General features: G+C 68.7%; 27 protein-coding genes and 1 riboswitch. Of the genes, 18 read left to right on the top strand and 9 right to left on the bottom strand.

What is annotated here, in order from left to right; all coding sequences use genetic code 11:
- Window positions 1-18: 18 nt before the first annotated feature.
- Window positions 19-990 (bottom strand): D-2-hydroxyacid dehydrogenase, encoded by a 972-nt coding sequence (locus FHT98_RS16145; protein WP_142114613.1) that lies wholly within the window; start codon window positions 988-990, stop codon window positions 19-21.
- Between the two features lie 99 nt (window positions 991-1089).
- Window positions 1090-2103, bottom strand: coding sequence for a threonine-phosphate decarboxylase CobD (gene cobD, locus FHT98_RS16140; RefSeq protein ID WP_142114612.1), 1014 nt, complete (start codon window positions 2101-2103; stop codon window positions 1090-1092).
- Here cobD and cbiB point away from each other — a divergent pair.
- The gene (gene cbiB / locus FHT98_RS16135; protein ID WP_142114611.1) at window positions 2102-3079 is read left to right on the top strand and encodes an adenosylcobinamide-phosphate synthase CbiB; all 978 of its coding nucleotides are present in this window, start codon (window positions 2102-2104) and stop codon (window positions 3077-3079) included. The two genes, cobD and cbiB, sit on opposite strands and share 2 nt — an antisense overlap.
- A gap of 3 nt (window positions 3080-3082) precedes the next feature.
- Here cbiB and FHT98_RS16130 read toward each other — a convergent pair whose 3' ends face one another.
- The 5 genes from FHT98_RS16130 to cobU form a co-directional block, all read right to left on the bottom strand.
- Window positions 3083-4738 carry an acyl-CoA dehydrogenase family protein gene (locus FHT98_RS16130; RefSeq protein ID WP_142114610.1) on the bottom strand — a complete coding sequence of 552 codons (1656 nt, stop codon included), beginning with the start codon at window positions 4736-4738 and terminating at the stop codon, window positions 3083-3085.
- The gene (locus tag FHT98_RS16125; RefSeq protein WP_142114609.1) at window positions 4735-5355 is read right to left on the bottom strand and encodes a TetR/AcrR family transcriptional regulator; all 621 of its coding nucleotides are present in this window, start codon (window positions 5353-5355) and stop codon (window positions 4735-4737) included. The genes FHT98_RS16130 and FHT98_RS16125 overlap by 4 nt, the downstream gene beginning before the upstream one ends.
- A 157-nt stretch (window positions 5356-5512) precedes the next feature.
- Window positions 5513-5977 carry an MgtC/SapB family protein gene (locus FHT98_RS16120; RefSeq protein ID WP_142114608.1) on the bottom strand — a complete coding sequence of 155 codons (465 nt, stop codon included), beginning with the start codon at window positions 5975-5977 and terminating at the stop codon, window positions 5513-5515.
- Between the two features lie 97 nt (window positions 5978-6074).
- Window positions 6075-6683, bottom strand: coding sequence for a cob(I)yrinic acid a,c-diamide adenosyltransferase (gene cobO / locus FHT98_RS16115; RefSeq protein WP_142114607.1), 609 nt, complete (start codon window positions 6681-6683; stop codon window positions 6075-6077).
- Between the two features lie 13 nt (window positions 6684-6696).
- The gene (gene cobU / locus FHT98_RS16110) at window positions 6697-7215 is read right to left on the bottom strand and encodes a bifunctional adenosylcobinamide kinase/adenosylcobinamide-phosphate guanylyltransferase (protein ID WP_142115788.1); all 519 of its coding nucleotides are present in this window, start codon (window positions 7213-7215) and stop codon (window positions 6697-6699) included.
- Between the two features lie 55 nt (window positions 7216-7270).
- A riboswitch (cobalamin riboswitch) is annotated at window positions 7271-7455 on the top strand.
- Between the two features lie 37 nt (window positions 7456-7492).
- Here cobU and FHT98_RS16105 point away from each other — a divergent pair.
- From FHT98_RS16105 to cobJ, 9 genes are read left to right on the top strand one after another with little or no spacing between them, the layout of a single operon-like run.
- Complete coding sequence (locus FHT98_RS16105; protein ID WP_061968845.1) at window positions 7493-7669, top strand: CbtB domain-containing protein; 177 nt, start codon at window positions 7493-7495, stop codon at window positions 7667-7669.
- A gap of 12 nt (window positions 7670-7681) precedes the next feature.
- Window positions 7682-8422, top strand: coding sequence for a CbtA family protein (locus FHT98_RS16100; RefSeq protein ID WP_142114606.1), 741 nt, complete (start codon window positions 7682-7684; stop codon window positions 8420-8422).
- Window positions 8423-8431: 9 nt separating this feature from the next.
- Window positions 8432-8821 carry a DUF1636 family protein gene (locus FHT98_RS16095; RefSeq protein WP_061968848.1) on the top strand — a complete coding sequence of 130 codons (390 nt, stop codon included), beginning with the start codon at window positions 8432-8434 and terminating at the stop codon, window positions 8819-8821.
- A 4-nt stretch (window positions 8822-8825) separates the two neighbouring features.
- Window positions 8826-9881 carry a cobalamin biosynthesis protein CobW gene (gene cobW / locus FHT98_RS16090; RefSeq protein ID WP_142114605.1) on the top strand — a complete coding sequence of 352 codons (1056 nt, stop codon included), beginning with the start codon at window positions 8826-8828 and terminating at the stop codon, window positions 9879-9881.
- Between the two features lie 9 nt (window positions 9882-9890).
- Window positions 9891-13334, top strand: coding sequence for a cobaltochelatase subunit CobN (gene cobN / locus FHT98_RS16085; RefSeq protein WP_142114604.1), 3444 nt, complete (start codon window positions 9891-9893; stop codon window positions 13332-13334).
- Entirely contained in the window at window positions 13331-14617 is a 1287-nt protein-coding gene (cobG, locus tag FHT98_RS16080) for a precorrin-3B synthase (protein ID WP_142114603.1), read from the top strand. Before cobN ends, cobG begins: the two co-directional genes overlap by 4 nt.
- Complete coding sequence (locus tag FHT98_RS16075; protein WP_061968855.1) at window positions 14614-15246, top strand: precorrin-8X methylmutase; 633 nt, start codon at window positions 14614-14616, stop codon at window positions 15244-15246. Before cobG ends, FHT98_RS16075 begins: the two co-directional genes overlap by 4 nt.
- A gap of 3 nt (window positions 15247-15249) precedes the next feature.
- Complete coding sequence (locus FHT98_RS16070; RefSeq protein WP_061968857.1) at window positions 15250-15990, top strand: precorrin-2 C(20)-methyltransferase; 741 nt, start codon at window positions 15250-15252, stop codon at window positions 15988-15990.
- Window positions 15987-16778, top strand: coding sequence for a precorrin-3B C(17)-methyltransferase (gene cobJ / locus FHT98_RS16065; protein WP_061968858.1), 792 nt, complete (start codon window positions 15987-15989; stop codon window positions 16776-16778). Before FHT98_RS16070 ends, cobJ begins: the two co-directional genes overlap by 4 nt.
- On the opposite strand, the gene FHT98_RS16060 is transcribed toward cobJ, so the two are convergent.
- The gene (locus FHT98_RS16060; protein ID WP_061968860.1) at window positions 16721-17485 is read right to left on the bottom strand and encodes a cobalt-precorrin-6A reductase; all 765 of its coding nucleotides are present in this window, start codon (window positions 17483-17485) and stop codon (window positions 16721-16723) included. The two genes, cobJ and FHT98_RS16060, sit on opposite strands and share 58 nt — an antisense overlap.
- Between FHT98_RS16060 and cbiE the strand changes: the two genes are divergently transcribed.
- From cbiE to bluB, 5 genes are read left to right on the top strand one after another with little or no spacing between them, the layout of a single operon-like run.
- Entirely contained in the window at window positions 17484-18734 is a 1251-nt protein-coding gene (cbiE, locus tag FHT98_RS16055; protein ID WP_142114602.1) for a precorrin-6y C5,15-methyltransferase (decarboxylating) subunit CbiE, read from the top strand. The genes FHT98_RS16060 and cbiE overlap by 2 nt on opposite strands.
- Complete coding sequence (locus tag FHT98_RS26230; protein ID WP_185745181.1) at window positions 18731-19123, top strand: cobalamin biosynthesis protein; 393 nt, start codon at window positions 18731-18733, stop codon at window positions 19121-19123. The genes cbiE and FHT98_RS26230 overlap by 4 nt, the downstream gene beginning before the upstream one ends.
- Window positions 19120-19884 carry a precorrin-4 C(11)-methyltransferase gene (gene cobM, locus FHT98_RS16045; protein WP_142114600.1) on the top strand — a complete coding sequence of 255 codons (765 nt, stop codon included), beginning with the start codon at window positions 19120-19122 and terminating at the stop codon, window positions 19882-19884. The genes FHT98_RS26230 and cobM overlap by 4 nt, the downstream gene beginning before the upstream one ends.
- Entirely contained in the window at window positions 19881-21209 is a 1329-nt protein-coding gene (locus FHT98_RS16040) for a cobyrinate a,c-diamide synthase (protein ID WP_142114599.1), read from the top strand. The genes cobM and FHT98_RS16040 overlap by 4 nt, the downstream gene beginning before the upstream one ends.
- Window positions 21206-21817: a 5,6-dimethylbenzimidazole synthase gene (bluB, locus tag FHT98_RS16035; RefSeq protein WP_061968868.1), complete on the top strand. Its 612-nt coding sequence runs from the start codon at window positions 21206-21208 to the stop codon at window positions 21815-21817. The genes FHT98_RS16040 and bluB overlap by 4 nt, the downstream gene beginning before the upstream one ends.
- Before the next feature lie 81 nt (window positions 21818-21898).
- Here the strand turns inward: bluB and FHT98_RS16030 are convergent, their stop codons facing one another.
- On the bottom strand, window positions 21899-23545 hold the full coding sequence (locus FHT98_RS16030; RefSeq protein WP_185745180.1) for a caspase family protein: 1647 nt from the start codon (window positions 23543-23545) through the stop codon (window positions 21899-21901).
- Window positions 23546-23942: 397 nt separating this feature from the next.
- On the opposite strand from FHT98_RS16030, the gene FHT98_RS16025 reads away from it, so the two are divergent.
- The 3 genes from FHT98_RS16025 to FHT98_RS16015 all read left to right on the top strand — a co-directional run bounded on the left by FHT98_RS16025 (window position 23943) and on the right by FHT98_RS16015 (window position 26722).
- Window positions 23943-24713: an ABC transporter ATP-binding protein gene (locus tag FHT98_RS16025; protein WP_061968871.1), complete on the top strand. Its 771-nt coding sequence runs from the start codon at window positions 23943-23945 to the stop codon at window positions 24711-24713.
- On the top strand, window positions 24700-25440 hold the full coding sequence (locus tag FHT98_RS16020) for an ABC transporter ATP-binding protein (protein ID WP_061968873.1): 741 nt from the start codon (window positions 24700-24702) through the stop codon (window positions 25438-25440). Before FHT98_RS16025 ends, FHT98_RS16020 begins: the two co-directional genes overlap by 14 nt.
- A 76-nt stretch (window positions 25441-25516) precedes the next feature.
- The gene (locus tag FHT98_RS16015) at window positions 25517-26722 is read left to right on the top strand and encodes an ABC transporter substrate-binding protein (protein ID WP_061968875.1); all 1206 of its coding nucleotides are present in this window, start codon (window positions 25517-25519) and stop codon (window positions 26720-26722) included.
- Window positions 26723-26797 lie beyond the last annotated feature (75 nt).

Genomic DNA, 26797 nt, shown 5'->3' with positions numbered 1-26797 from the left:
GCCGCCACCTGCTGTCGCTCAGACGATCTGGTTGCGCAGGTTCGCTTCGCCGCGTTCGAGGCGACCCAGATTGTCCAGGAGGATATCCACCACATTGCCTTCATAGGCGCGGGTCTCGCCGGCGCTGTGCGGGGTGACGATGACCTGCGGCATGCGCCAGAACGGCGAGACCGGCGGCAGCGGCTCCTCATGGAAACAGTCGAGCCCGGCCCCCGCGATGCCGCTGTTGCCGAGCGCATCGAGCAAGGCCATCTCGTCGACGACGCGGCCGCGCGCGACATTGATCAGGAAAGCGCTCGGCTTCATCGCGCCGAGGATGCGGGCATCGATCAGCCCCTCCGTCTCTGGCGTCAGCGGGCAGGTCAGCGCGACGAAATCGGCCTGTGCCACCGCTTCCGCGAGCTTGCTCGGATGGATGACGGCCTCGACATGCGGTTGCGCCTCTGCGCTTCGGCGCACGCCGATGACGCGCATGTCGAAGGCGGCCGCCAATTTCGCCAGCCGCAGGCCGATGCGGCCGAGCCCGACGACGACCAGCGTCTTGCCGCCGAGCTCGTCCTCGCGCAGCGCCCTGTCGCCGATCATCGGGCGCCAGAACTGCTTCGCCTGGTTGTCCCGGGCAAAATGGATCTGGCGGGTCAGCGCCAGGATCAGCGACATCGCATGCTCGGCGACGGCCCGCTCATTGCTGCCCTGGGCGCTGGCGAGGCGAATGCCGGCGGCGCCGATCGCGGGTTTGTCGAACTGGTCGGTGCCGGCGCTGATCGACTGGATGAAACGCAGCTTCGGCAATCGCGGCAGCAGGTCGTTGCGCCAGAGCCCGGAGACGACGAGCACATCGGCTTCCGGGGCCCGCTCGCGCAGGTCGTCGAGGCTGTTGACCTCGAAGCTTTTCGCGGCGCGGCCGCGCGTCAGGAACTCGTCCCGAAGCTGATAGGCGGCATGGGCGAAGCCGATCGTCAGTTCGCCTTCCGGCGGCAGGAATGCCATGCGTTGTCTCTCCCCGATTCCTTTTCGATGGACGTTAGCGGGCGCGCCCGCTCCTGTCCCCGCACTGGCCGCATGCAAGCTTCACGCTGATGGCGATGCTCAGGGGACAGCGACGCTGAGCGCCGCGTGCAGGCGCGACCAGGAAAGCTCGTCGCCCGGCAGGCCGAAACGCAGGCGATCCGGCGCATTCTGGAAGCGGCGAACATAGATGCCGTGGCGGCCGAGGCGGGCGAAGAGCGCCGCCGCTTTCGGCGTTTCGAGGAGGCGGAACAGGGTGGTTCCTCCGATGACGCGCCCATGCGGCGCCAGCAGGGCATCGAGACGCGCGGCATCCTGCGCCCGTTCCCGGCCGGTCCCGGCGAGCCAATCGGCATCGGACAGCGCCTGTGCGCCGACATGGAGCGCCGGGCCGGCAACCGACCAGGGACCGAGCGCCGCCTTGAGCCGCGCCATCGGCTCGGGCGCGCCGATGGCGAAACCGAGTCGCAGCCCGGCAAGGCCATAGGTCTTGCCGAAGGAGCGCAGCACGATCGTGCCATCAGGCAAACCCGGCACGATGCTGGCTTCGGGCGTGAAATCGGCGAAGGCCTCATCGATGACGAGGAGGCCGGCGCGGGCGGCGCAATGCGCGGCAAGGCTCGTGATCTCGGCCAGCGACAGCACGCGCCCATCGGGATTGTTCGGGTTGACCACGACAATGGTCGCGGCCGCCTCGGCAGGCGTAGCGGTTTCGCTGACGGCATAGCCCGCCTTGCGCCAGGCATGGCCGTGCTCGGCATAGGTGGGGCCCAGAATCGTGACGGGGCCGGCCGGCGCGAGGCGCGGCAGCAATTCGATCAGGATCTGCGTGCCGGGCGCCGCCACGATGTCTGCGTGAGCCGGAACGCGATAGGCCTCGCGGGCAGCCGCAATCAACGCCGCCTCGTCATCGGCGCCCGGCAGGCGCGTCCAGAGGCTTAACGGCAGCGCCGGAAGCGGATAGGGGATCGGATTGATCCCGGTGGAGAGATCGACCCAAGGCTCAGGCGCTTCCGGAAAGAGCGCGCGGGCCGTGGCGAGATCGCCGCCATGCCAGATATCATCCTCAGCCACGACCCCGTCCGCGTCCTGCATGAACCTCTCCGCCAGCCTGCCGCTGCTCGTGCTCGCGCTGACCGTCGAGGCGGCCTTCGGCTATCCCGAGCGCTTCTATGCCGCAATCGGCCATCCCGTCACCTGGATCGGGAAGCTGATCGGCTGGCTGGACCGATTGCTCAATCGGGAAACCGCTTCCTTCGCCCTGCGCAAGGCGATGGGGGTGCTGGCACTCCTGCTGCTGCTCGCCGTTGTCATCGCGCTGTCGGCGCTGGTCCAGCGCCTGTGCCTCTCCTTCGGGCCGCTCGGCCTGATCCCGCTCGCACTGATCGCCTCGACGCTGATCGCCCAGCGCAGCCTCTACGAGCATGTCGCCCGCGTCGCCGAGGGGTTGGAGCGGGAGGGGCTGGAAGGCGGGCGTCGTGCCGTCTCGATGATCGTCGGGCGCAATCCGCAGACGCTGGACGAGGCCGGCGTGTCGCGTGCGGCGATCGAAAGCCTCGCCGAAAATTTCTCGGACGGCATCACCGCGCCAGCCTTTTGGCTGGGTGTTGGCGGTTTGCCGGGCATCGCCACCTACAAGGCAATCAACACGGCCGATTCGATGATTGGCCACCGCGCGCCGCGCCATCTCGCCTTCGGCTGGGCGGCGGCGCGGCTCGACGATCTCGTCAACCTGCCGGCATCGCGACTGACGGCGCTGCTGCTGGTGGTCTCGGCAGCGCTCGATCCGGCGGCGGATGCGGGCGGCGCCTGGCGCGCGGTGCGGCGCGATGCCGGCAAGCACGGCTCGCCCAATGCCGGCTGGCCTGAAGCCGCGATGGCGGGCGCACTGGGCCTGCGCCTCGCCGGGCCGCGCACCTATGGCGAGACCCGCGTCGAGGACCACTGGATGGGCGATGGCCGGGCCGAGGCCAACGCGGCCGATATCCGCCGGGCACTCACGCTCTACAAGCGCTCCTGCGGCCTGCTCTGGGCGCTGGCGGCGCTGTTCGCGGCCTTGACGCTGCTCTGAAGCTCAGTTCGGCACCGGCACGGCCCGCCGCGCGATCGCCTGCAGATCGGCGCCCTGCGGGAGCGAGCCGAAATGACCGGACCAGCCGCCGGCCAATCGCGATGCGACATAGGCGTCGGCAACCGCATGCGGCGCGTGACGGATCAGCAGCGAGGCCGAGAGCCCGAGCGCCATGCGCTCGACGAAGCGCCGGGCCAGATGCTCGTGGCGGAGCACATCGACGAGGTCGGTTTCCAGTTCGGCGATAAACGCGTCGTAGCGGGGATCGCTGCCGCGGGCGGCGCGCAACTCGTCGAGCAGGGCCGGCACGCAATCCGGATAGCGGCGGATCGAGCGGAGAACGTCGAGGCAGACGACATTGCCCGTGCCCTCCCAGATGCCGTTGAGCGGCGCCTCGCGATAGAGCCGCGCCATCAGGTGGTCCTCGATGAAGCCGTTGCCGCCATGGCATTCGAGCGCCTCGACCACGACCGGCGTGGCGCGCTTGCAGTTCCAGTATTTGGCGATCGGCGCGCCGATGCGGCCGATGAGCTTCTCCGCCTCACTGTCGCCCTCGCGGTCGAGCGCATGGACGAAGCGGAAGGCGAGCCAGGCAGAAGCCTCCGCTTCGAGCGCGAGGTCGGCGATGACATTCGCCATGATCGGCTGGTCGATCAGCGCCTTCTGGAAGGCGCGGCGGTGCGCCGTGTGATGCGCGGCCTGCGCCACCGCATGACGCATCAAACCGGCCGAGCCGACGGCGAAATCGAGCCGCGTATAGTGATTCATCTCCAGCCCGGCGCGGATGCCATGGCCGGGCTCGCCGATGAGATGGGCGATCACGCCGCGGAATTCGACCTCGGAGGAAGCGTTCGACTTGTTGCCGCACTTGTCCTTGAGCCGCTGGATCTGCAGGCGATTGCGCGACCCGTCCGGCAGCCAGCCCGGCACAACGAAGCAGGAGACGCCCTCTTCCGTGCGCGCCAGCGTCAGGAAGACGTCGGAATGCGGGACGGAGAAGAACCATTTATGGCCGGTGAGAGAATAGGTGCCGTCGGCATTGCGGGTCGCGACCGTCTGGGTCTGGCGCAGGTCCGAGCCGCCCTGCTTCTCGGTCATCGCCATGCCGACCGTGCCGCCGCGCTTCTGCGCAGCCGGCAAGGGGCGACCGTCGTAATCGGAGGAGGTGATCAAACGACCGAACTCGGCCCAGCGCGCCGGGTCGCGCTGCAGAACGGGGATCGCCGAATAGGTCATGCCGAGCGGACAACAGATGCCGTTCTCGCCCTGGTTCCAGAGATAGGAGACCGCCGCCCGCGCCGCCTGTGCGCCGGCTCGTGGCTTGGTCCAGCACAGCGAATGGAACTCGTCGCGCATCGCGAGCTCCATCAATTCGTGCCAGGCCGGATGGAACTCGATCTGGTCGACGCGCCGACCCCAGCGGTCATGCGTGCGCAATTCCGGCAGGCTGCGATTGGCCTGCCGCGCCAGATCCTGCACCGCTTGCGAGCCGACATGACCGCCGACCACGCTCGCCTGTCCGCGGAACCAGCCGGCGCCGAAAGCGTCGAGAATGCTGCCGAGCGCAGGGTCCGCGGCGAAAGCGTCGTAATCTGCCAGCGCCGGCGCCTGGTTCAGGACTTCGTGCGTGTCGTAGCCGTAGGCATCGAGCGTGGTCATGCGGCCTGTCCTTCTCGGGAAATCAGCGCGGCAAGGGAGAGATCGGCGAGCGCCGCCGCGATCTCGCGTCCGCGCTCGGGCGTGATCGGACGGTCCGGCGAAAGCGGACCGATCAGCGCCTCCATGAAGCCGCCGACGATCATCGCCGCAGCGGCATCGGGATCGACGGGGCGGAAGGCGCCCTGCCCTTCGCCCTCGACGACGAGCGCACGAAAAATGCCGGCGATCTCGCGGCGATAGTCCAGCCGCGTCGCATCGACGGCCGGATCGGCGGGCTCGGCGATCATCGACCAGGCGAGGCGGCGGTTGGCGAAAGCGCGGCGGGCGAAGGCTTCCACCGCAGCAGTCAGTCGCTCGGCCACGGGGGCGTCGCTCGCGGCGATCTCACGCAGCACGGCAAGCTCGCGCGAGGATACGGCCGCAACGATCTCGGCCATCAACTCGGCCTTGGAGGCGAAATAGGAATAGACGCTGCCGGTCGAGACGCCGCTGGCGGAGGCCACCGCGGCGATCGAGGTTTCCTGGAAGCCGACCTCCGAAACGATTCCGCGCGCAGCGGCGAGGATCGCCTCGCGCTTACCAGCCTTGCGCGGTTGCTTCGATTGGGTGCCAACCATCCGCGGCCTCAAAATTGAATTTGAATTCGGATTCAATTTGAAACTATGGCTTGCCGTCGTCAAGGGGCGGCCATTGGGAGATCAACGCAGCGCAGAGCAACCCGACGTCCGGGTTGCTCTGCGGACCTCGATACCGGAATCGAGCCGGCCCAAGCGGTCAGGAGGGCGGCGCGCTGCGGTGTTCGCCCGCCCCGCCACGACCGGCCAAGCGCTCGACCGAATGATCGATGGCGAGCAGGACGAGCGCGAGCAGCGTTGCCGACGCCACGATGGCATGATCGCCGAGCCCGGCGGCGCAACCGAGCGCGGCGGTGACCCATATCGCTGCGGCCGTAGTCAGGCCCGTCGGCGTCGAATGGCCCCGGCGCAGGACGATGACGCCCGCACCCAGGAAACCGATTCCGGTGAGCAGCCCTTGGACGACGCGGCTGGCGGCATCCGCCTCATGCGGTTCGCTGAAGATCGTCACGGCAGCGGCCGTGCCCAATCCGACCAGACCGAAGGTGCGGATTCCTGCCGCCCGCTGCTTGTTGGTCCGCTCCCAGCCGACGACGATGCCGGCAGCCATCCCTGCCAGCAGCCTGAGCAGGAGATCCAGCTCTCCCCACAGAAAACCACTCATGGCCCACCCCCGAAAACGATGATCGAGGGCAAGAACGCATGAGAACCGCTCGCGTTCGTTCCGTTGCGGAGAGCCGGCAGCCAGTGAGATATCGCTTTTAGAACTCGATGCCTTCCTGCGCCTTCACGCCGGCAGCAAAATGATGCTTCACAAGCGTCATCTCGGTGACGAGATCGGCTACCTCGATCAGCTCCGGCTTGGCGTTGCGGCCGGTGACGACGATGTGCAGGTCCGGCCGGCGCGCCGCCAGCGTCGTCACGACCTCGGCCAGCGGCAGATAGTCGTAGCGCAGGGCGATGTTCAGCTCGTCCAGCACCAGCAGCCTGATCCCGGGATCGGCCATCAACCCCTTCGCCTTGGCGAAGGCGCGTTCGGCGGCGGCGATGTCACGAGCCTTGTCCTGCGTCTCCCAGGTGAAGCCCTCGCCCATGCTGTGCCAGCTCACCTGATCGCCGAAGGCTTCGAGCGCCTTGCGCTCGCCGGTCGACCAGGCGCCCTTGATGAACTGCACCACGCCGATCCGCCAGCCATGGCCGAGCGCCCGCAGGATCAGTCCGAAAGCCGCCGTCGACTTGCCCTTGCCGGGGCCGGTATTGACGATCAGCAGCCCCTTCTCGAGCGTCTTGGAGGCGACCTCGGCGTCCTGTACCGCCTTGCGCTTCTCCATCTTCGCCTTGTGGCGGGCGGCGTCTTCGGTGTTGGTCATTATCTAATCCGCATCATTTCACGCGCATCGGCAATCCGGCCACCATGAAGACCACGCTGGCCGCACGCGCCGCAAGCGCCTGATGCAGGCGCCCGGCCTCGTCGCGAAAGCGGCGGGCGAGCGCGTTCTCCGGCACGATGCCGAGCCCGACCTCGTTGCCGACCAGGACGAGCGGGGCGGAAACGTGCTCGCAAGCGGCGATCAGAACTTCGCGCGCAGCGGCCGTGTCGCGCTCCGCAAGGATGAGGTTGGTCAGCCAGAGTGTCAGGCAATCGACCAGAACCGGCCGGCCCGCCGGCTGGGCGGCGATCGCCTCGGCTAGGTCGAGCGGCGCATCGACCGTCTGCCAGCCGGCCGAGCGGCGGGCGCGATGCTCGGCGATGCGCGCGCGCATCTCGTCGTCATAAGCCTGGGCGGTGGCGATATAGCTCCAGGGCGCTGGACAAGCCTCGATCAGCGCCTCGGCATGGCGGCTCTTGCCGGAGCGGGCACCGCCGAGGACGAGGGTGAGGTGGGAAATTTCGTTCGGCATCGTGGAAGCAGGGTTCAAAAGACCATCCTGCATTGCACAGCGGCACGGCGAAGGCTAATGATCGTCGCTGACGGTGCCTCCGCGAGGAGGTGAAAAGGGAACGCGGTGCGAGACCGCGGCTGCCCCCGCAACTGTAAGCGGATGTCCTTCGCCATCGGCCACTGGAGCGCTCGCTCCGGGAAGGCGGCAAGGGACGCGAAGTCCGTGAGCCAGGAGACCTGCCGTCAACCCGCAGAGATCCAACCGGCTGCCGGCGGGGCGGCCACGGAGAACGCATATGAACACCGTTTCGGTTTCCACCCCCACACTCAGCGTTTCGGAACGCGTCAAGGCGGTCGCAGCCGCGCTCGTGATCGGCGTCGCGCTGATCTACACGACCGGCTTCGCGGCCTCGACCAATGTCCACAACGCCGCGCACGACACCCGTCACGGCCTCGCCTTTCCCTGCCACTGAGGGAAAGCATCCATGATCACGCGTGTTCTCACGGTCAGCATTCTGGCCGGGCTTCTGGCTGGCTTGATCGTCGCCGCCTTGCAGCATGTCACCACCACCCCGCTGATCCTCAAGGCCGAGACCTATGAGGCGGCGCTGGCGCTGAAAGCGCCGACGCTCGCCGCGTTCGACGGCGAGGCGAAACTCATCCTCGCGCATGGCCCGGCCGGCGACGCCCCCGGCCACGACCATGCCGAATGGAAGCCGCAAGACGGCTTCCAGCGCACCCTCTTCACCGGCGCGGTGACGATCGCGACCGCGATCGGCTTCGCGGCGCTGTTGCTCGCGGGCATGATCGCGGCGGGCGACAGGATCGACCAGCGCAGCGCCCTCGTCTGGGGGGCCTGTGGCTTCCTGGCGTTGGGGCTCGCGCCGGCGATGGGGCTCGCGCCGGAGTTGCCGGGGGCAGCCTCGGCCGCGCTGGAGCAACGCCAGCTCTGGTGGCTCTGGACCGCCATCGCCACCGGGGTCGGGCTGTTCCTGTTCCTGCGCTTCGATCAGCCCTGGCTGAAGCTCGTGGCGATCGTCCTGATCCTGCTCCCGCATGTCGTCGGTGCGCCGCATCCGGCCGCGCCGGAGAGCAAGGTTCCGGCCGAGGTCGCCGCCCATTTCGCGGCGCTCTCGCTCGGCATCCAGGCCGCGCTCTGGCTCGTCACCGCCTTCATGGTCGGCGTGCTCTGGCCACGGGCGACCCGCCGGGCCGCCGAAGCCTGAAAGCAAGCCATGTCCGAGGGCGACCTCACCATTCATGTCTGCACGGCCTGCCGCCGTGCCCGCGCCGATCTCCCGGAGGGTTACGACCAGCCGGGTCTGGCACTGGCCGAGCGCCTCGCCGCACAGCTCAAAGCCAAGGGCAGCACGATCCCCGTGCTGCCCGTCGAGTGCCTCTGCGTCTGCAAGCGGCCCTGCACCATCGCGCTCAGCGCCGACGGCAAATGGACCTATCTGATCGGCGATCTCGACACCGACACCCATCTCGACGAGATCGTCGGCGCGGCGGAGGCCTATGCCGCCAGCGCCAACGGCATCGTTCCCTGGAAAGAGCGGCCGCAGTCCTTCCGCAAGGGCGTGGTCGCACGCGTGCCGCCTCTGCCGGCGCGCCAGCAAGGATGACATCATGAACGCTCCGCAGACCGCCAATCTCGGCAAGACGCCTTGCACCATCATCACCGGCTTCCTCGGCGCCGGTAAGACGACGCTGGTGCGCCATCTCCTCGAGAATGCGCAGGGCAAGAAGCTCGCCGTGCTCGTCAACGAATTCGGCGATCTCGGCTTCGACGGCGAATTCCTCAAGGGCTGCGGCATCGCCGGCTGCAGCGACGAGGACGTGGTCGAATTGCCGAACGGCTGCATCTGCTGCACCGTCGCCGACGATTTCGTGCCGGCGCTTGAGAAGCTGCTGAACCGGCCCAACCCGCCCGAGCATATCCTGATCGAGACCTCGGGCCTCGCTTTGCCGAAGCCGCTGGTGCAGGCCTTCAACTGGCCGGCGATCCGCTCGCGCGTCACGGTCGACGGCGTCATCGCCGTGGTCGATGGCCCGGCCGTGGCCGAGGGCCAGTTCGCCGATGATCCGGAGGCACTCGCGGCGCAGAAGGCTGCCGACGCCTCGGTCGAGCACGACAACCCGCTGGAGGAGGTGTTCGAGGACCAGATCCTCTGCGCCGACCTCATCCTGCTCAACAAGAGCGACCTCGTCGACGAGGCCCGCCGGGCGCGGGTCAAGGCCGAGATCGCCGAACACCTGCCCAAGGCGATCAAGATCGTCGAGACCGCCCATGGCAAGGTCGAGCCGACGCTGATCGTCGGCCTCGGCGCGGCTGCCGAGAGCGATCTCGCCGCCCGCCCCTCGCATCACGGCGAGGGCGAGCACGACCACGACCATGACGATTTCGACTCAGTCGCCCTGCCGCTGCCGGCCGGGCTCACCCCGGAAGACCTCACAGCGCGCGTTGCCAAGGCCGCCGAGGCCGAGGGCGTGCTGCGGCTCAAGGGCTTCACAGCCGTACCGGGCAAGCCGATGCGCCTCGTCGTGCAGGGCGTCGGCCGCCGCGTCGGTCATCATTTCGACCGGGCCTGGGGTGCGAGCGAGCCGCGCGACGGCCGCCTCACCGTTATCGGGCTCAAGGGCTTCGATCTCAAGGCCGTGGAAGCGGCTCTCGCGGGGGCGTAACATCGGCCGATGCACCTCCTCCCGACCAGCGAGATCAGGCTCGACGACGGCGCGGACGCCGTCGATCTCGCCCTGCCACCGGGAGATGTGCTCGTTCTGTCCTTCACCGACAGCGACCTCTCGGCGCTGGCGGTGGCGGCAGGTGACAGCAACCTGTCGGTGCGGCTCGCGCCGCTCCGACGCCTGAAGCATCCCCTCTCGGTCGATTTCCTGATCGAGAAGACGGTTGCGCAATGCCGCTTCGTGCTGCTGCGCTGCCTCGGCGGGCTCGATTACTGGCGCTACGGCATCGAGCAGCTCGGCGCGGCTTGCCGCGAGCGCGGCATTCCGCTTGCGATCCTGCCCGGCGACGAGCGCGACGACCCGCGCCTCGGCGAGCATGCGACGGTGCCGGCGGATTTCGCAGCCGAACTGCTGGCCTATTTCCAGGCTGGCGGCGGCGCCGCGAACATGCGGCGGCTGCTCGGGCTGATCGAGCGATACCTGGCCGCGTCGCACGACGCGCAGGACCTCGCTCCGCTCACGCTGCCCTCCTTCTTCGCGCTCAGCCGCAACGGCACGCCCCTGCCCTGGCGCGAAGCGCTCGCCGCCCTTTCCGCCGACAAGCCGCTCGTCCCGGTCCTGCAATATCGCTCCGGCGTCGCGGCCGGCGATACCGCCATGGGCGAGGCGGTCGCCGCCGCCCTCGCCGCCCGCGATCTCGCCCCCCTCCCGCTCGCGCTGACCAGCCTGAAAGACCCGTCGGCCACGGCCGAACTCGCGGCGCTGATCGCAATACGCAAGCCGGCTCTGATCGTCACCACCACCGCCTTTTCCGCGCGTGGAGGTGCCGATTTCGTGCTCGACGGCGCCGATTGCCCGATCCTGCAAGCCGTGCCGGTCGGCAGCCCGCGCGAAGCCTGGGACGCCTCGCCGCGCGGGCTTTCCGCCGCCGATCTCGCCATGCAGGTGGCACTCCCCGAATTCGACGGACGCATCGGCGCCGTGCCGGTCGCCTTCAAGGCCGAGGAGACCGACCCGGCGACCGGCCTGTCCATCCGCCGGCTCGTACCGGATGCCGACGGCATCGCGGCACTGGCCGATCTGGCTAATGGCTGGATCGCGCTGGCTCGGAAACCCGCCGCCGAACGCCGGCTCGCGCTGGTGATGTCGGATTATCCCGCACGCGGCGGCCGGGCCGGCTTCGCCGTCGGTCTCGACACGCCCGCAAGCGTGATCGCGATCAGGGGCTTGCTGGCGGACGCGGGGTATGAGGTTGGCTCGTCCACCAACACCCCCTCGCCGGTCATCCCGGGCGACCAAGGGGAGACCCGGGATCCATGCCTGAGCCTTTCCGAGCGGCGTTCCGGCGTGGATCCCGGATCGGCGCCGCTGACGCGGCTTGTCCGGGATGACGATGAGGGACTGACAGAGGGGGCCTTGCTGATGGCCTCGCTCACCGCGGGCCCTGCAAGCCTGAGCCTCCCGCTTGCGACCTATCGCGACTGGCTCGCGACCATCCCCGCCCTAGCGCGCGACGCCCTCGCCGCCAGCCACGACGAGCCCGAGACCGACCCGGCTTGCCGCAATGGCGCCTTCCATTTCCGCGCCGCGCGCTATGGCCACCTCACCGTCGCCTTGCAGCCGCCACGCGACGCCACGCCCGACCGCAAGGCGCGCTATCACGACCCCGACGCCCCGCCTGGCCACGGCTATCTCGCCTTCTATCTCGCGCTCCGCCAATCCGAAGCCATCGATGCCCTGATCCATCTGGGCACGCACGGAACCATGGAATGGCTGCCGGGCAAGGCGGTCGCGCTTTCCGCCACATGCTGGCCACGGCTCGCGGTCGGCGGGCTCCCGGTGATCTACCCTTATGTCGTCGATGACCCCGGCGAGGCCGCGCCGGCCAAGCGCCGGCTCTCGGCCATCACGCTCGGCCATCTGCCGCCGCCTTTGGCTGAAACGGAAACCGCGGGCGAGACAGGCCTGCTACGTGACCTCGTCGAGGAATTCTCGCAGGCGCAGGTGCTCGATCCACGCCGCGCGGATATCGTCGCAGCCGAAATCCGCTCCCGCGCCGAAGCGGCCGGGCTCGCGGCCTCCTGCGGTGTTGCTGATGATACCGAGATGAACGAGGCGCTGACGCGGCTCGACGCGCATCTCTGCGACATCGCCGAACTGCCCTTCCGCAACGGTCTGCACATTTTCGGGCAATCCGAGAGCGACCCGGGTTCAGCCCGCAACGAACGTGAAAATCTGCTGCGCGCCCTCGACGGCCGCTTCGTCGTACCCGGCCCCGCAGGTTCGCCGCATCGAGGCCGGCCGGACGTGCTGCCCACCGGGCGCAATCTCTCGACGCTCGACCCCAGGGCGATCCCGACGCGTGCTGCCACCCGGCTCGGCCTGCTCGCGGCACAGGCGGTGGTCTCGCGCCATCTGCAGGATCATGGCGATTACCCGCGCCGGATCGTCATGGACCTCTGGGCCTCGCCGACGCTCCGCTCGGGCGGCGAGGATATCGCCCACGCGCTCGCCCTGATGGGCGTCGAGCCGCTCTGGGACAACGCGTCGACCCGCGTCACTGGCTTCAGCATCATCCCGCAGCCGAAGCTCGCCTATCCGCGCCTCGACGTGACCGTGCGCATCTCCGGCACCTTCCGCGATACGTTTCCGGGGCAAATCGCCTTGCTCGACCAGGCCGCACGCGCCGTGGCTGCGCTGGACGAGCCGGATGACTGGAACGAGCCGGCCGCCGCCCGCCGTCGCGGCGAGCACGGCGCCCGCATCTTCGGCGCCGCGCCCGGCCGCTATGGCGCGGCGATGGCCGATCGCGTGCTGGACGGCGACTGGACCGAACGCGCGGAATTGGGTGCCGCTTATCTCGCAGCTTCCGACCATACCTATGGCGGGCCGGAAGGGGTCGGCACGGCCGATCCCAGCTTTGCCGCGCGCATCAAAACCTCCGACGCCTTCATCCATGTCAGCGACACCGCCGGGCGCGACATCCTCGAAGCCAGCAGCGCCGCGGACGTCATCGGCGGACTTGCGGCGGCGGCAAAGGCGCTCGGCGCCGATCCCGCGCTCTACAGCCTCGACAGCTCGAACCCGGAAGCGCCGAAGGCACGCACGCTGGCGCAGGACATCGCCCGCATCGTCCATGGCCGCCTGACGCATCCGCGCTGGATCGCCGGCCAGCTCGCCCATGGCTGGCGCGGCGCTGCGGAGCTCGCCGAGGCGGTCGATACGCTCTTCGTCTTCGCGGCGAGCACGGATGCGGTCACCGACGGGCTGTTCGATGCGGTGTTCCAGGCCTATTGCGCCGATCCGCAGGTCTGGGCAGCACTGGAAGCGGCCAATGCGCCGGCTGCGGCCTCGATCCGTTCGCGATTGGCGGAAGCGGCGCGGCGCGGGCTCTGGAGCAGCCGGCGGAATTCTGTCGGTGCCTTTCTGGCGCGGGAGGCGGCAGAATGAATGCCCTTCCCAAGGAAGCCCTGCGGCGCGGCTGGTGCCCGAGCACGCTCAGGCCGATGGAGACCGGCGACGGCTGGCTGGTGCGGCTGCATCCTCCCGGCGCAAAGCTGACGCCCGCGCAATTGCGGCGTATCGCGGCGCTGGCGGGTGAGCATGGCAACGGGCTGATCGAGATTTCGGCTCGCGCCAACCTGCAGATCCGCGGCGTGACGGCCGAGAGCCATCCAAGGCTGGTCGAGCGGTTGCTGGCAGAGCAGCTCGTCGACGAGCACGAAGGCGACGGCCCCCACCGCGTGACGCTGGTCTCGCCGCTGGCGGGACGGGACCCGGACGGCCTGATCGACGCCGCCGCTCTGGCTGCACAGATCGAGCAGCGCGCTCGTACCGTACCCGGCCTGCCGGCCAAGCTTGGCATCGTCGTAGACGATGGCGGCGCACAGGCCCTCAGTGGCTTCTCCGGCGATATCCGGCTGGTTGGAGTGGGCACCGCGAGCGCAGCCTTGTGCCTCGCCGATCGTCTCTGGCTTGGCCCTATCCCGGTCACCGAAGCCGCACCAACCGTGGCGGCGATCCTGCGCGACTTCGCGGCGCGGCGAGCCGCAGCCCCGGATCACATCCGCCGCCTGCGGGACCTGTCACCCGAAGTTCTGGCGAGCCTGACCACGCTGCCTGAAGCCACCGCCCCCGCATCGCGCCCGCCGCCACGGCGCGCGGGATTGTTCGCGCTCGAAGGAGATCGGTTCGCAGCGCTTATCGGCCTGCCCTTCGGCCGTTGCGATGCCGCCGTACTGGACCGGCTCGGTGCCGGGGCCGGCTTGGTTTCCGATATCCGGCTTTCACCCTGGCGCGGGCTCGCCTTCCGCGATCTCGATCGCACCGAAGCCGAGAGCCTGCTGGCGCGGGCCGACGGTCTCGAACTCATCACGCAGGACGACGACCCCCGTCTCTCGGTGCAGGCCTGTGCCGGCAGCCCCGCCTGCTCGCGTGCCGAAGCGCCGGCCATGGCGGATGCAGCAACGCTCGCCGAAGCTGCGGCCGACCTGCTGGCGGTAGGCGCGACGCTCCACGTCTCCGGCTGCATCAAGGCTTGCGCCCATCCGGCGGCTGCCGACCTCACCCTGGTCGGGCGAGACGGGCACTACGACGTCGTGCTGAGCGGGACGACGCGGGACAAGCCGGTCGCGACGCTTGACCTTTCGGCGCTGCTCACGCGATTGCAGCCCGGACAAGACATTCACGCGCGGCTGGCCAAGGCCCTGCGCACGACGGGATCGCAGGGTTGAACAAGGCATACGACTACATTCAGGACGGCGCGGCGATCTATCAGCGCTCCTTCGCCATCATCCGCGCCGAGGCCGATCTCGCCCGCTTCAGCGGCGCGGCCGAGCGCGTCGTCGTCCGCATGATCCATGCCTGTGGCATGACCGACCTACCCAGGGATGTCGAAATGTCCGCCGGGTTCGCGGAGGCCGCGCAAGCCGCGCTCAGGAGCGGCGCGCCCATCCTCTGCGACGCAAAAATGGTCGCCAATGGCGTGACTCGCACCCGCCTGCCAGCGAACAACGAGGTTCTCTGCACACTGGATGATCCGCAGGTTCCGGCGCTGGCGGCGCAGTTGGGCACGACCCGCTCGGCCGCTGCAATGGAGCTCTGGAAGCCCCGGCTCGCCGGCGCAGTCGTGGTGATCGGTAATGCCCCGACCTCGCTGTTCCGCCTGTTGGAAATGCTCGACGCCGGAGCACCCAAGCCGGCCGCCGTGATCGGCATCCCCGTCGGCTTCGTCGGGGCGGCGGAATCCAAGGCGGCACTGGCCAAGGACGGGCGCGTGCCCTTCGTCGTGGTGCATGAACGACGCGGCGGCTCGGCCATGGCGGCAGCCGCCGTCAATGCGCTGGCGCAGGACAAGGAATAGGCGATGAGCGGGACGAACAGGACCCTGCTCTACGGCGTCGGGCTCGGGCCGGGCGCGCCGGACCTGATGACGGTCAGGGCACACGAGATCATCACCACCGCCGACCGTCTCGTGCATTTCTGCAAGCGCGGCCGACGTGGCAACGCCCGCAGCACGGCGGATGCAATCATAGCGCCCGATCCGGCCCGCGAGATCGAACTCGCCTTCCCCGTAACGATCGAAGCCAGCGTCGGCGAGCCGGATTACGACGGGCCGATCGCCGCTTTCTACGAAGAGGCGGCCGAACGGCTCGCGGCGGAGATGCAGGCCGGCCGGACGCTCGCCGTACTCTGCGACGGCGACCCGTTCTTCTACGGCTCCTTCATGCATCTGTGGCGGCGACTTTCGCAGCGCTTTCCGACCGAGGTGGTGCCCGGCGTCACCGGCATGACCGGCGCCTGGGGCGAGGCCGGCGCGCCGATCACCTGGGGCGACGACGTCATGACCGTGCTGCCCGGCACACTACCGGAAGCCGAGCTGACGCGGCGCCTCGCCGATACCGACGCCGCCGTGATCATGAAGCTCGGCCGCAACCTGCCGAAGGTGCGCCGCGCGCTTGTCGCCGCCGGGCTGGAAGGCCGCGCGATCTATGTCGAGCGCGCGACGATGGCGCGGCAGGTCGTGGCGCGGCTCGCCGACAAGGCCGACGACGAGGCGCCCTATTTCGCGATGGTGCTGGTGCCCGGAGAAGGGCGGCGCCTGTGACGGGCTCGCTCACCATCGTCGGGCTCGGGCCGGGCACACCGGACTGGATCACGCCGGCTGCGCAGGCGGCGCTCGATGCCGCGACCGATATCGTCGGCTACGGACCCTATGTCGACCGAGTGCCCCAGCGGGCTGGATTGACCAAGCACGCCTCCGACAACCGCGTCGAGGTTGAGCGCGCCTCGCATGCGCTGCAACTGGCGGCAGAAGGTCGGATCGTCGCGGTGGTCTCGGGCGGCGATCCCGGGGTTTTCGCGATGGCGGCGGCGGTGTTCGAAGCACTGGAGGCCGGACCGGCGGAATGGCGTGCGCTGCCGATCACAGTCGAGCCCGGCATCACCGCGATGCTAGCGGCGGCAGCGCGAGCCGGCGCGCCCCTCGGCGGGGATTTCTGCGCGATCTCGCTTTCCGACAATCTCAAGCCCTGGGAGGTGGTGACGGCACGCCTCGAAGCGGTGCTCGCCGCCGATCTGGTGATCTGCCTCTACAACCCGATTTCGAAGGCGCGGCCCTGGCAGCTCGGCAAGGCTTTGGAACTGGCAGCGCAACAGCGCGACGCGGCGACACCCGTGCTGTTCGCCCGGGCAGTCGGGCGACCGGACGAAAACCTGCGCATCCTGACGCTGGCGGAAGCGGTTGCAGCCGCGAGCACGGCCGACATGGCGACGCTGGTGATGATCGGCGCGTCGAGCACGCGGCTGATCGCCCGCGAGGGCGCCGCGCCTTACGTCTACACGCCGCGTTCGGTGGCGAAGAGCCCTTGCGCCACCAGCCAGGGCAGGACCTGATCGATATGGTCGACGGCCTCGACATCGGGCTTGGGCGGGCGCTCCACCATCACTACCGGCAGGGAGAGCCGGCGCGCTGCCACGAGCTTGCCGACCGTCGCCGGCCCGCCCGAATTCTTGCTGACCAGGATCTCGACGCCCTCGCGGCGCATCAGATCCTCCTCGTCATCGGCGTCGAAGGGGCCGCGCTGCTGGATGACGTCGACATGCGGGACCGGCAAGCGGTCGCCGATCGGCTCGATCGCCCGCACAAGATAGCGATGCTGCGGAGCATCCGCGAAGGCGGGAAGCTCGAGCCGACCAACCGTGAGGAAGACGCGTCGCGGTTCGTCTCCCAACGCCTGCGCCGCGGCCTCGATGTCGGGCACGGATTTCCAGCGGTCCCCGGCGCGCGGCTTCCAGGATTCGCGCCGGATGGCGAGCAGCGGCACGCCTTCCGCCTTGCAGGCATGCTCGGCATGGAAAGGCATGATCGCGGCGAAGGGATGGGTCGCGTCAACGACGGCGACGATACCCTCGTCGACGAGATAGCGCCTCAGGCCCTCGACGCCGCCGAAACCGCCGGTGCGAACCGGCAGATTGGTCGGGCGGGGGTCGACGGTGTGGCCCGCCAGCGAGATAATGGCACGGATATCGGGAGCCTGATCAGCCAGGTGCTGGTCAAGCGCAGCAGCTTCGCTCGTTCCGCCAAGGATGAGGACGGTCATGTCGCCAGTTTTGCGTGAATCGGAGGCTCTGTCGAGCCATGAGACGCCCGCGCCCTGGCTCGCGCTGATCGGTCTCGGCGAGGACGGGGCCGTCGGCCTTTGCCGCGAGGCGCTTGCCGCGCTGAACGAGGCCGAGATCGTCTTCGGCGGCGAGCGGCATATCGCGCTGGTCGGCTCCGTTCCGGGCGAGTTGCGCCCCTGGCCGCAGCCTTTCCGCAACGCCCTGCCGCAAATTTTGAAAGAGCGCGGCCGCAAGGTCTGCGTTCTCGCGACCAGCGATCCGTTCCACTATGGCATCGGCAACAGCATCAGCCGGGCGATTCCGCCTGAGGAGATGCGGATCATCCCGCAGCTCTCCTCCTTCTCGATGGCCTGCACGCGGATGCGCTGGCCGCAGGAGGAATGCGCGCTGGTCTCGCTGCATGGCCGCACGCTCTACCGGATCGTGCCGCATCTGCAGCCGGAGGCGCGCATCCTCGCCCTGTCCTGGGACGAGACGACGCCGCGCGCCGTCGCCGAACTCCTGACCGCGCGCGGCATGGGCGCGAGCCGCATCACGGTGATGGAATCGCTCGGCGGGCCGCAGGAGCGGATCCGTGAGTGCCGCGCCGACGCCTTCGCGCTCGACGATATCGTGCCGCTCAACCTGATCGCGGTCGAGGTTATGGCCACCCACGATTCCCGCATCCTGCCGCTGGCGCCGGGCCTCGACGAGGAGTGGTTCGCTCATGACGGGCAGATCACCAAGTCGGAAATCCGCGCGATCACGATCTCGGCACTCGCCCCGCGCGGCGGCGAGTTGCTCTGGGATGTCGGGGCAGGCTCGGGCTCGGTCGCGGTCGAATGGTGCCAGCGCCATCTGCGCAACCGGGCGATCGCCTTCGAGGCGAAGCCGGAACGGGCCGAACGGATCAGGCGAAACAAGCTGGAGCTGGGCGGGCTTTCCGTCGAGGTCACCGGCGAGGCGCCGGCCGGCTTCGTCGGGCGCGAGGCGCCGGACGCCGTGTTCATCGGCGGCGGCCTGACCGAGGAAGGCCTGTTCGACGCCGCCTGGGCGGCGCTGAAGCCGGGCGGACGGCTCGTCGCCAACGTCGTGACGATCGAAGGCGAGGCCAAGCTTGCGGCCCTCCATGCCGAGCATGGTGGCTCGCTCAGGCGCATCTCGATCGACCGGCTCGCGCCTGTCGGCGGCAAGCATGGCTGGCGCCCGGCCATGCCAGTGACGCAGTGGCGGGTCGAGAAGCCTTGAGCGCCGGCCGCCTCATTGCCGGCATCGGCATCCGGCCCGGCACGCAGGCCGCGGATATCCTCGCCTGTCTCGACCAGGCTCTGGCGATCGCAGGGCTATCCGGCACGCAGACCCCGCGCTTCGCCACGCTCGCGAGCCGCGTCGCGGAGGCCGGCATGGTCGCCGCCGCCCATGAGCGCGCGGCCGAGCTCGTCGCCATTCCCGACGAGGCGCTGAAGGGATTCGAGGCCGCCTGTGCGACGCGCTCGACCCGGATCGCCTCGCTCTACGGCGTCGGCTCGGTGGCCGAGGCTGCGGCGCTGGCCGCGGCGGGACCCGGCGGCGAACTGGTGCAGCCGCGCATCGCAACCGCGCGCGTCACCTGCGCTCTCGCCAGAAGCCCCGCATGACCATCCATTTCATCGGCGCCGGCCCCGGCGCGCCCGATCTCATCACGCTGCGCGGACGCGACCTGATCGCGGCCTCGTCTGTCTGCCTCTACGCGGGCTCGCTGATCCCGAAGGCGATGCTCAACTGGTGCCCGGCGGGCGCGCGCATCGTCGACACCGCCCCGCTCGCACTCGATGCGATCATCGCCGAGATGGAAGCCGCGCATCGCGCCGGGCAGGACGTGGCGCGGCTGCATTCCGGCGACCTCTCGATCTGGAGCGCCTGCGGAGAGCAGATGCGCCGGCTCGACCGATCAGGCATTCCCTATACGGTGACGCCGGGCGTCCCGGCCTTCGCCGCCGCCGCTGCTGTGCTGAAGCGCGAGCTCACCTTGCCGGGCGTCGCGCAATCGCTGGTGCTGACGCGCACCTCCGGCCGCGCCTCGGCCATGCCGGAGAAGGAAAAGCTCGCGACCTTCGCTGCGTCGGGCGCGACGCTCGCGATCCATCTCTCGATCCATGTCGTTGAACAGGTCGTGGCGGAATTGACGCCGTTCTACGGTGCCGATTGCCCTGTGGCGGTCGTGTTCCGCGCGACATGGCCGGATGAGACCGTGCTGCAAGGCAGGCTCGCCGATATCGCCGAAAAGGTTCGCGCCAGCGCGCTCGAACGCACTGCGCTGATCCTGGTCGGGCCTGCTCTGGCAGCCGATGATTTCGGCGAGAGCGCGCTCTATTCGATCGACTACGACCGCCGCTTCCGGCCACGGGGCGGACAATGAGCGCGCGCGGCCTGCTCATCGCCGCGCCGCGCTCCGGCTCCGGCAAGACCACGATCACGCTCGGGTTGCAGCGCGCGCTGGCGCGGCGGGGCCTTACCGTACGCGGACTGAAATGCGGGCCGGATTACATCGACCCGGCCTTCCATGCCGCCGCGACCGGCGCGCCGAGTGCCAATCTCGACAGCTACGCGATGACCGACGGCCTGCTCGGGCGGATCGCGGGCGAAGCGGCTCATGCCGCCGATATCGTCATTGCCGAGGGCTCGATGGGGCTCTTCGACGCCGTGCCGGGCCCTGAGGGCCATACCGGCGCTAGCGCCGATATCGCCGCGCTGACGGGCTGGCCGGTCGTGCTCGTCATCGACGTCTCCGGTGCGGCGCAATCGGTCGCGGCGGTCGCGCTCGGCTGCAAGCTCTACGATCCGCGCATCCGTGTCGCCGGCGTCATCCTCAACAAGGTCGCGAGCGCCCGGCATGAACGCCTGGTGCGACAGGGCATGGAGCGCATCGGCCTGCCCGTGCTGGGCGCCTTGCCACGAGAGGCGAGCCTGATCCTGCCGGAGCGCCATCTCGGGCTGGTCCAGGCCGGCGAGACTGCCGACCTGCACGCAAGGCTCGATGCGCTGGCGGAGGCTGTCTCGAACGCGGTCGATCTCGATGCGGTCATGGCAGCTTCTGGTGTCACCATGCTTCCGGCAACGCGCGACGGCGGGGCCCCGCCCCTGCCCGTGCCCGGACGGCGGATCGCGATTGCCCGCGATGCCGCCTTTTCCTTCGTCTATCCGCATGTCGAAGCGGGCTGGCGCGCAGCGGGCGCGGAACTCGTGCCGTTCTCGCCGCTCAGGGACGAGGCGCCGCCAGAGGATTGCGACGCCTGCTGGTTGCCGGGAGGCTATCCCGAACTGCATGCCGGCACGATCGCGGCGGCGAACCGTTTCCTCTCTGGTTTGCGCGGTTTCGCGGAGACCCGGCCCGTGCATGGCGAGTGCGGCGGCTACATGGTTCTCGGCCGCAGCCTGACCGATGCCGACGGTGTCGCGCATCAGATGGCCGGCCTGCTTTCGGTCGAGACCTCCTTCGCGAAGCGAAAGATGAACCTCGGCTATCGCCGGGCGGTCCTGGAAGCAGACGGCCCGCTCGGACCGGCGGGCGCGGCGCTGACCGGCCATGAATTCCATTATGCGAGCATCGCCGCGCAAGGCGAGGATCTGCCTTTTGCGGTGGTGACCGACCCGCATGGTTCGGCGCCGGCCCCGGCCGGAAGCCGGCGCGGGCTGGTGACCGGCTCGTTCTTCCACGCCATCGCCACGGCTGAATCGGCGTGAGCCAGGCACCGGTCTTCGATGCGGCCTTTGCCCGGCAGTTCGAGGACCTGCTGCGCTGGCGGCGCGATGTCCGGCGGTTCACGCGCGATCCGGTTCCGCTCGAACTGATCGACATGCTGCTTGCCCAGACACGGCTTTCTCCTTCCGTCGGACATGCACAACCCTGGCGCTGGCTTTCCGTCGCGGAGCCAGCACAACGCGCGGCCGTGCAGGAGAGCTTCAGCCGCTGCAATGCGGATGCGCTTGCCTCCTATGAGGGCGAACGCGCAGCGCTCTATGCTCGCCTGAAGCTGGAGGGATTGCGGGAAGCACCCGTCCAGTTCGCCGTGTTCTGCGATCACGGCACCGAGCGCGGCCATGGCCTCGGCCGGACCACCATGCCGGAGATGCTCGATTATTCGGTGGTCGCGGCGATCACGCAATTCTGGCTGTCGGCGCGTATCCACGGGCTCGGCGTCGGCTGGGTCTCGATCCTCGACCCCGGCGAGATCGGCAAAGCGCTCGATACCGCGCCGGAGTGGAAGCTCGTCGCCTATCTCTGCGTCGGCTGGCCGGAAGAGGAATGCGACGAGCCCGAACTGGTCAGGTCCGGCTGGGAACGCAGCTGAGCGTCGTCACATGACGCCCCAAAACGAAAAGGCCGGCCCGAGGGGCCGGCCTTCCGGATGCTGGGAACGGGAGCCGGTGGTTCAGCGGCGGAAGCCGCCGCCGATCACCCCGCCAAGCGCGCCACCGAGGATGGAGCCGAAGGCCGCCGCCCCGGCACTGTCGCCCGTATCGCCGTCACGCGTCCGGACACGGCCCTGATAACCGGTGCTGGTCGTCCCGCGGCGCGGAGTGGTCGAGCCCTGATAGGTTTCGCCACGCTCGCGGGCGATATCACGCCGGTACATCTCGTCGCCGTCATAGGTGACGCTGCGCGTCGACTTGCCGTTCGGCTGGCCCTCGCTCGCCGTCTTGCGCTTCTTCTCGGCCGCAGCCTTCTCCTCGGCAAGAACCGCCTGATAGGCCGTCTCGCTCTGGGCGCGGAGCGCACTCACCTGCATCGCGGTCAGGAAGCCGGTCTCCGGAATGCTGCGCGACTTCTGCCAGGCCTGGATCGCCTTGCGGTGCGCCGGGCCGAAATTGGCCGCCGCCTTGCCCGGCTGGAAGCCGCTGACGCGCAGGCGGGTTTGCACCTCGCGCCGATCCTTGGCCCCGAGCTTCATCGCGGTTTCGGTCTGCGCCGTGCCGATCTCCTGCTTCAGCGCCTCCTCGGTGACGCCGGGCGGCGTCGCCAGGAAACCGGCCGCCGGCTTAGCCGTCTCCAGGCTGGCGAGGCGGTTGCGGGCGAAGGTCGCGAACTGCCCCGACGGGAAGGCGTCGAGATAGGCGCGATAGTCGGCAGCGGAATTGCCGCGCTCGGCGACTTCCCAGGTCTTGATGTCGATCTGGGCGCGATCGAGCGACGGAGCGGCCGGCATCGCCGGCATGGGCACGGCGGCGTCGATGGTCTTGGTCGCGGCCACGCCCGGATCGACCGCGGCGAGCTTCAGCGTCGGGTTCATCTTGAACTCGCCGATGATCGAGGAATTGGTCCAGGGCTTCTGCTTCTTGTTGGTGGTTTCCCAGACATCGGCCCGCACGCGGTCCATCACCGTGGTGATCGACACCTCGGGCGTCTCGATGTGCTTGAGCAGCGCGCTGGTGAAGGGGCTGTTGCCATCCCGCTCGCCGTCCATCGCCGTGGCGCGCGGATCGGTCGCGAAGGCGATCAGGATGCCCGAAGCCGACTGCGTTTCGATCGCGGTCAGGCCGCGGGTGACGGCGCGCGACTTCGCGGCGAGCTGGGCCGCGAAGGGATTGTCGCGGCAGGCGTCGAGGATGACGATGTTGACGCGCTCGTCGCGCTGCATCTGGCGCAGGATGAGCTGGACATTGACCGCGCGGAAATCGAGATCGGCTTCCGAACGCAGCGAGGCGTCGACCGGGATGAGATAGTTGTCGTCGCCGACGGCGATGCCGTGACCGGCATAATAGACGAGGCCGGCCTTGGCGCCGTCGAGCTTCTGCGCGAATTCGCGCACGATGCCCGTCATCGCGTCCATCTTGAGATCGTAGCCTTCGACCACGTCGAAGCCGAGACGCTTCAGCGCAGCCGAGATGCCCTTGGCATCGCGCTGCGGATTGGCGAGCGGCGGCACCGCCGTATAGGCGCTGTTGCCGATGACGAGCGCGACCCGCCGCTCGGGCACGGCCGCGGAAGCAGGCGAGGCCAGCGCCACCGCTGAGAGCACCAGCGCAAAGGCGACAGCCATTCGGGCACGGAACCCCGGAACCAGAGACGCGAAGCTCACGACAACCTCCCCAATTCGGCAATCGGCTGCCCGCCCGCAACGGTCGGCGCAGCGCACGAATAAAAAACGCAGTAATATGGACGAAAGCCAGCCGCCGTTTTTACCGCAACACGCTCCGATGGTAAACCGGAACCTCTCTTCGTCGCGCGAACCGCGCTGCGGGTTCAAATCTGTTTCGCAGCGTGCGCCCGACCGCCAGCATCGCGCCGCCCCGAAGACCGCGACATCCTCCGATTGCATGAGACGCGTGGCATAAGACGAAGGGATGAGAGCGCATCTGCCCAGACCGCTTTGACGTCAGCGAGCGTTGACTTATGCCCGGAGCGCGGTGCAGCATGACATGCAAGGGGAACCGCATAAACAAGAAAGATAAAGCTGATGAGGGCTGACAACCGGCATGGCTGAAGACACTATTCTTTCGACTTCAGGTCTTACCAAAGAATTTGCCGGCTTTACAGCTGTGAACAGCGTCGACCTCAGCGTGCGCCGGGGGTCTATCCACGCTCTGATCGGCCCGAATGGCGCCGGCAAGACGACTTGCTTCAACCTGCTGACGAAGTTCCTCGCGCCGACACGGGGCTCGATCGTCTATAACGGCCGCGACATCTCGCGCGAGAAGCCGGCGGAGATCGCCCGGCTCGGCCTCGTCCGCTCGTTCCAGATCTCGGCGGTGTTCCCGCAGCTTTCGGTGCTGACCAATGTCCGCATCGCCCTCCAGCGGCGCAAGCGCGGCGACTCATTCGATTTCTGGCGCTCGGAGCGGGTGCTGAGCGAACTCGACGCCGAGGCGAGGAGCCTGATCGAGGCTGTCGGCCTCACGCCCTTCCTCGGCCTCACGGCGGGCGAGCTCTCCTATGGCCGCAAGCGCGCGCTGGAGATCGCGACGACGCTGGCGCTCGAGCCGGAGATGCTGCTGCTCGACGAGCCGATGGCCGGGATGGGCCGCGAGGATGTCGAGCGCATCGCGGCGCTGATCCGCAAGATCTCGAAGAATCGCACCATCCTGATGGTCGAGCACAACCTCTCGGTCGTCGCCTCGCTCTCGGACCGGATCACCGTGCTGGCGCGCGGACAGGTGCTGGCGGAGGGCGACTACGCCACCGTCTCGAAGGATCCGCGCGTGATCGAGGCCTATATCGGCTCGGGAGGCGGCCATGGCCACCACTGAGGCACTGAAGACGCCCGCGACCGGCACCGCCCCGCTGCTGAGGGTGAGCGGGCTCGAGGCCTGGTATGGCGAGAGCCATGTCCTGCACGGCATCGATTTCGACGTGGCGCCCGGCGAGGTGGTGACCCTGCTCGGCCGCAACGGCGCCGGCAAGACCACGACGCTGAAGTCGATCATGGGCGTGATCGGCAAGCGCAAGGGCTCGGTCGTGCTGGAGGGCACCGAGACGATCGCGCTACCCTCGCGCGCGATCGCAAGGCTCGGCATCGGCTTCGTGCCGGAGGAACGCGGCATCTATTCCTCGCTCTCGGTCGAGGAGAACCTGATGCTGCCGCCGCAGGTCCGGCCGGGCGGGCTCTCGCTCGAGGCGATCTTCACGCTGTTTCCCAACATCAAGGAACGACTGAAGAGCCAGGGCACCAAGCTCTCCGGCGGCGAGCAGCAGATGCTGGCGATCGGGCGCATCCTGCGAACCGGCGCGCATCTGCTCCTGTTGGACGAGCCGACCGAGGGCCTCGCCCCCGTCATCATCGAGCAGATCGGCCGCACCATCGCGAAACTGAAGCAGGACGGCTTCACCATCATCCTGGTCGAGCAGAATTTCCGCTTCGCCCAGACCGTCGCGGACCGGCACTACATCGTCGAGCAGGGCAAGGTCATCGACATGATCCCTAATGCCGAACTCGACGCCAATATCGACAAGCTGCACAGATATCTCGGGGTCTGACGGCCCGGGCGACAGGCCCGGACCGGAGGTCAAAAAAATCGGCGAAACGCCGGCAACCAAACGAGGGAGAACGACAATGAAGCTGAAGATGTTTCTGGCCGCGAGCGCGCTCGCGGCGGTGATGGCGAGCCCCGCCCTCGCCCAGCAGATCTCGGTCAAGGCCGGCGTGCTGAACGACCGTTCCGGCCTCTATGCCGACCTTTCCGGCGAAGGCTCGGTCATCGCCGCGCGCATGGCGGTGGAGGACTTCAAGGCTGCCGACAAGGGCATCAAGGTCGAGATCGTCTCGGCCGACCACCAGAACAAGCCGGATGTCGGCTCGACCATCGCCCGGCAGTGGTACGACCAGGACGGTGTCGACCTGATCCTCGACGTGCCGACCTCCTCGGTCGCGCTGGCGGTGAGCCAGATCACCAAGGAGAAGAACAAGGTCCACATCAACTCCGGCGCGGCCACCTCCGACCTCACCGGAAAGGCCTGCAACGCCAACACCATCCACTGGACCTACGACACCTACGCGCTGGCCCAGGGCACCGGCGGCGCCATGGTCAAGGCCGGCGGCGACACCTGGTTCTTCCTTACCGCCGATTACGCCTTCGGCCATGCGCTGGAACGCGACACCGCCGCCGTCGTCACCAAGGCGGGCGGCAAGGTGCTCGGCGCGGTGCGCACCCCGTTCCCCGGCACCGACTTCTCCTCCTTCCTGCTGCAGGCGCAGGCTTCGAAGGCCAAGGTCATCGGCCTGGCGAATGCCGGCGGCGACACGATCAACTCGATCAAGCAGGCGGGCGAGTTCGGCATCGTCGCGGGCGGGCAGAAGCTCGCGGGCCTGCTCGTGTTCCTGACCGACGTGCATTCCCTCGGGCTCCAGGCGGCGCAGGGCCTCGTCCTGACCGAATCGTTCTATTGGGACACGAACGACGGCACGCGCGCCTGGTCCGATCGCTTCTCCAAGCTGAATGGCGGCAAGCGTCCCACCATGGTCCAGGCCGGCGTCTATTCCGGCATGCTGCACTATCTCAAGGCGGTCGAGGCGGCGAAGAGCAAGGATGCCGCCGCCGTCGTCGCCAAGATGAAGGAACTGCCGACCGACGACCCGCTGTTCGGCAAGGGCTCGGTGCGGGCCGATGGCCGCAAGATGCATGACATGTATCTCTTCGAGGTGAAGAAGCCCTCCGAGTCGAAGGGCCCGTGGGACTACTACAAGCAGGTCGCGGTGCTGCCGGCCGACCAGGCGTTCCGGCCGCTCTCGGAAAGCGAGTGCCCGCTCGTCAAGAAGTGAGCGGCTGAACGCCACTCAGAAGCCCTCCGCCGTCATCCCGGGCGACCGCAGGTCGACCCGGGATCCATCGGAGAG

Source organism: Allobosea sp. AK1, assembly GCF_006714945.1.
GTDB classification, from domain to species: Bacteria; Pseudomonadota; Alphaproteobacteria; order Rhizobiales; family Beijerinckiaceae; genus Allobosea; species Allobosea robiniae.
This window is presented reverse-complemented; position numbering and strand designations above follow the sequence as displayed.

Bases quoted from the DNA above. Each gene is read 5' to 3' on its own strand.
- FHT98_RS16040 (WP_142114599.1), top strand. From the start codon at position 19,881: ATGAGCGCGCGCGGCCTGCTCATCGCCGCGCCGCGCTCCGGCTCCGGC.
- FHT98_RS16105 (WP_061968845.1), top strand. From the start codon at position 7,493: ATGAACACCGTTTCGGTTTCCACCCCCACACTCAGCGTTTCGGAACGC.
- FHT98_RS16100 (WP_142114606.1), top strand. From the start codon at position 7,682: ATGATCACGCGTGTTCTCACGGTCAGCATTCTGGCCGGGCTTCTGGCT.
- cbiB (WP_142114611.1), top strand. From the start codon at position 2,102: ATGAACCTCTCCGCCAGCCTGCCGCTGCTCGTGCTCGCGCTGACCGTC.
- FHT98_RS16070 (WP_061968857.1), top strand. From the start codon at position 15,250: ATGAGCGGGACGAACAGGACCCTGCTCTACGGCGTCGGGCTCGGGCCG.
- cobG (WP_142114603.1), top strand. From the start codon at position 13,331: ATGAATGCCCTTCCCAAGGAAGCCCTGCGGCGCGGCTGGTGCCCGAGC.
- cobU (WP_142115788.1), bottom strand. From the start codon at position 7,215: ATGCCGAACGAAATTTCCCACCTCACCCTCGTCCTCGGCGGTGCCCGC.
- FHT98_RS16020 (WP_061968873.1), top strand. From the start codon at position 24,700: ATGGCCACCACTGAGGCACTGAAGACGCCCGCGACCGGCACCGCCCCG.
- cobN (WP_142114604.1), top strand. From the start codon at position 9,891: ATGCACCTCCTCCCGACCAGCGAGATCAGGCTCGACGACGGCGCGGAC.
- cobM (WP_142114600.1), top strand. From the start codon at position 19,120: ATGACCATCCATTTCATCGGCGCCGGCCCCGGCGCGCCCGATCTCATC.
- FHT98_RS16025 (WP_061968871.1), top strand. From the start codon at position 23,943: ATGGCTGAAGACACTATTCTTTCGACTTCAGGTCTTACCAAAGAATTT.
- FHT98_RS16145 (WP_142114613.1), bottom strand. From the start codon at position 990: ATGGCATTCCTGCCGCCGGAAGGCGAACTGACGATCGGCTTCGCCCAT.
- cobW (WP_142114605.1), top strand. From the start codon at position 8,826: ATGAACGCTCCGCAGACCGCCAATCTCGGCAAGACGCCTTGCACCATC.
- FHT98_RS16095 (WP_061968848.1), top strand. From the start codon at position 8,432: ATGTCCGAGGGCGACCTCACCATTCATGTCTGCACGGCCTGCCGCCGT.
- FHT98_RS16120 (WP_142114608.1), bottom strand. From the start codon at position 5,977: ATGAGTGGTTTTCTGTGGGGAGAGCTGGATCTCCTGCTCAGGCTGCTG.
- cobO (WP_142114607.1), bottom strand. From the start codon at position 6,683: ATGACCAACACCGAAGACGCCGCCCGCCACAAGGCGAAGATGGAGAAG.
- FHT98_RS16125 (WP_142114609.1), bottom strand. From the start codon at position 5,355: ATGGTTGGCACCCAATCGAAGCAACCGCGCAAGGCTGGTAAGCGCGAG.
- FHT98_RS16130 (WP_142114610.1), bottom strand. From the start codon at position 4,738: ATGACCACGCTCGATGCCTACGGCTACGACACGCACGAAGTCCTGAAC.
- cbiE (WP_142114602.1), top strand. From the start codon at position 17,484: ATGTCGCCAGTTTTGCGTGAATCGGAGGCTCTGTCGAGCCATGAGACG.
- cobD (WP_142114612.1), bottom strand. From the start codon at position 2,103: ATGCAGGACGCGGACGGGGTCGTGGCTGAGGATGATATCTGGCATGGC.
- FHT98_RS16060 (WP_061968860.1), bottom strand. From the start codon at position 17,485: ATGACCGTCCTCATCCTTGGCGGAACGAGCGAAGCTGCTGCGCTTGAC.
- FHT98_RS16015 (WP_061968875.1), top strand. From the start codon at position 25,517: ATGAAGCTGAAGATGTTTCTGGCCGCGAGCGCGCTCGCGGCGGTGATG.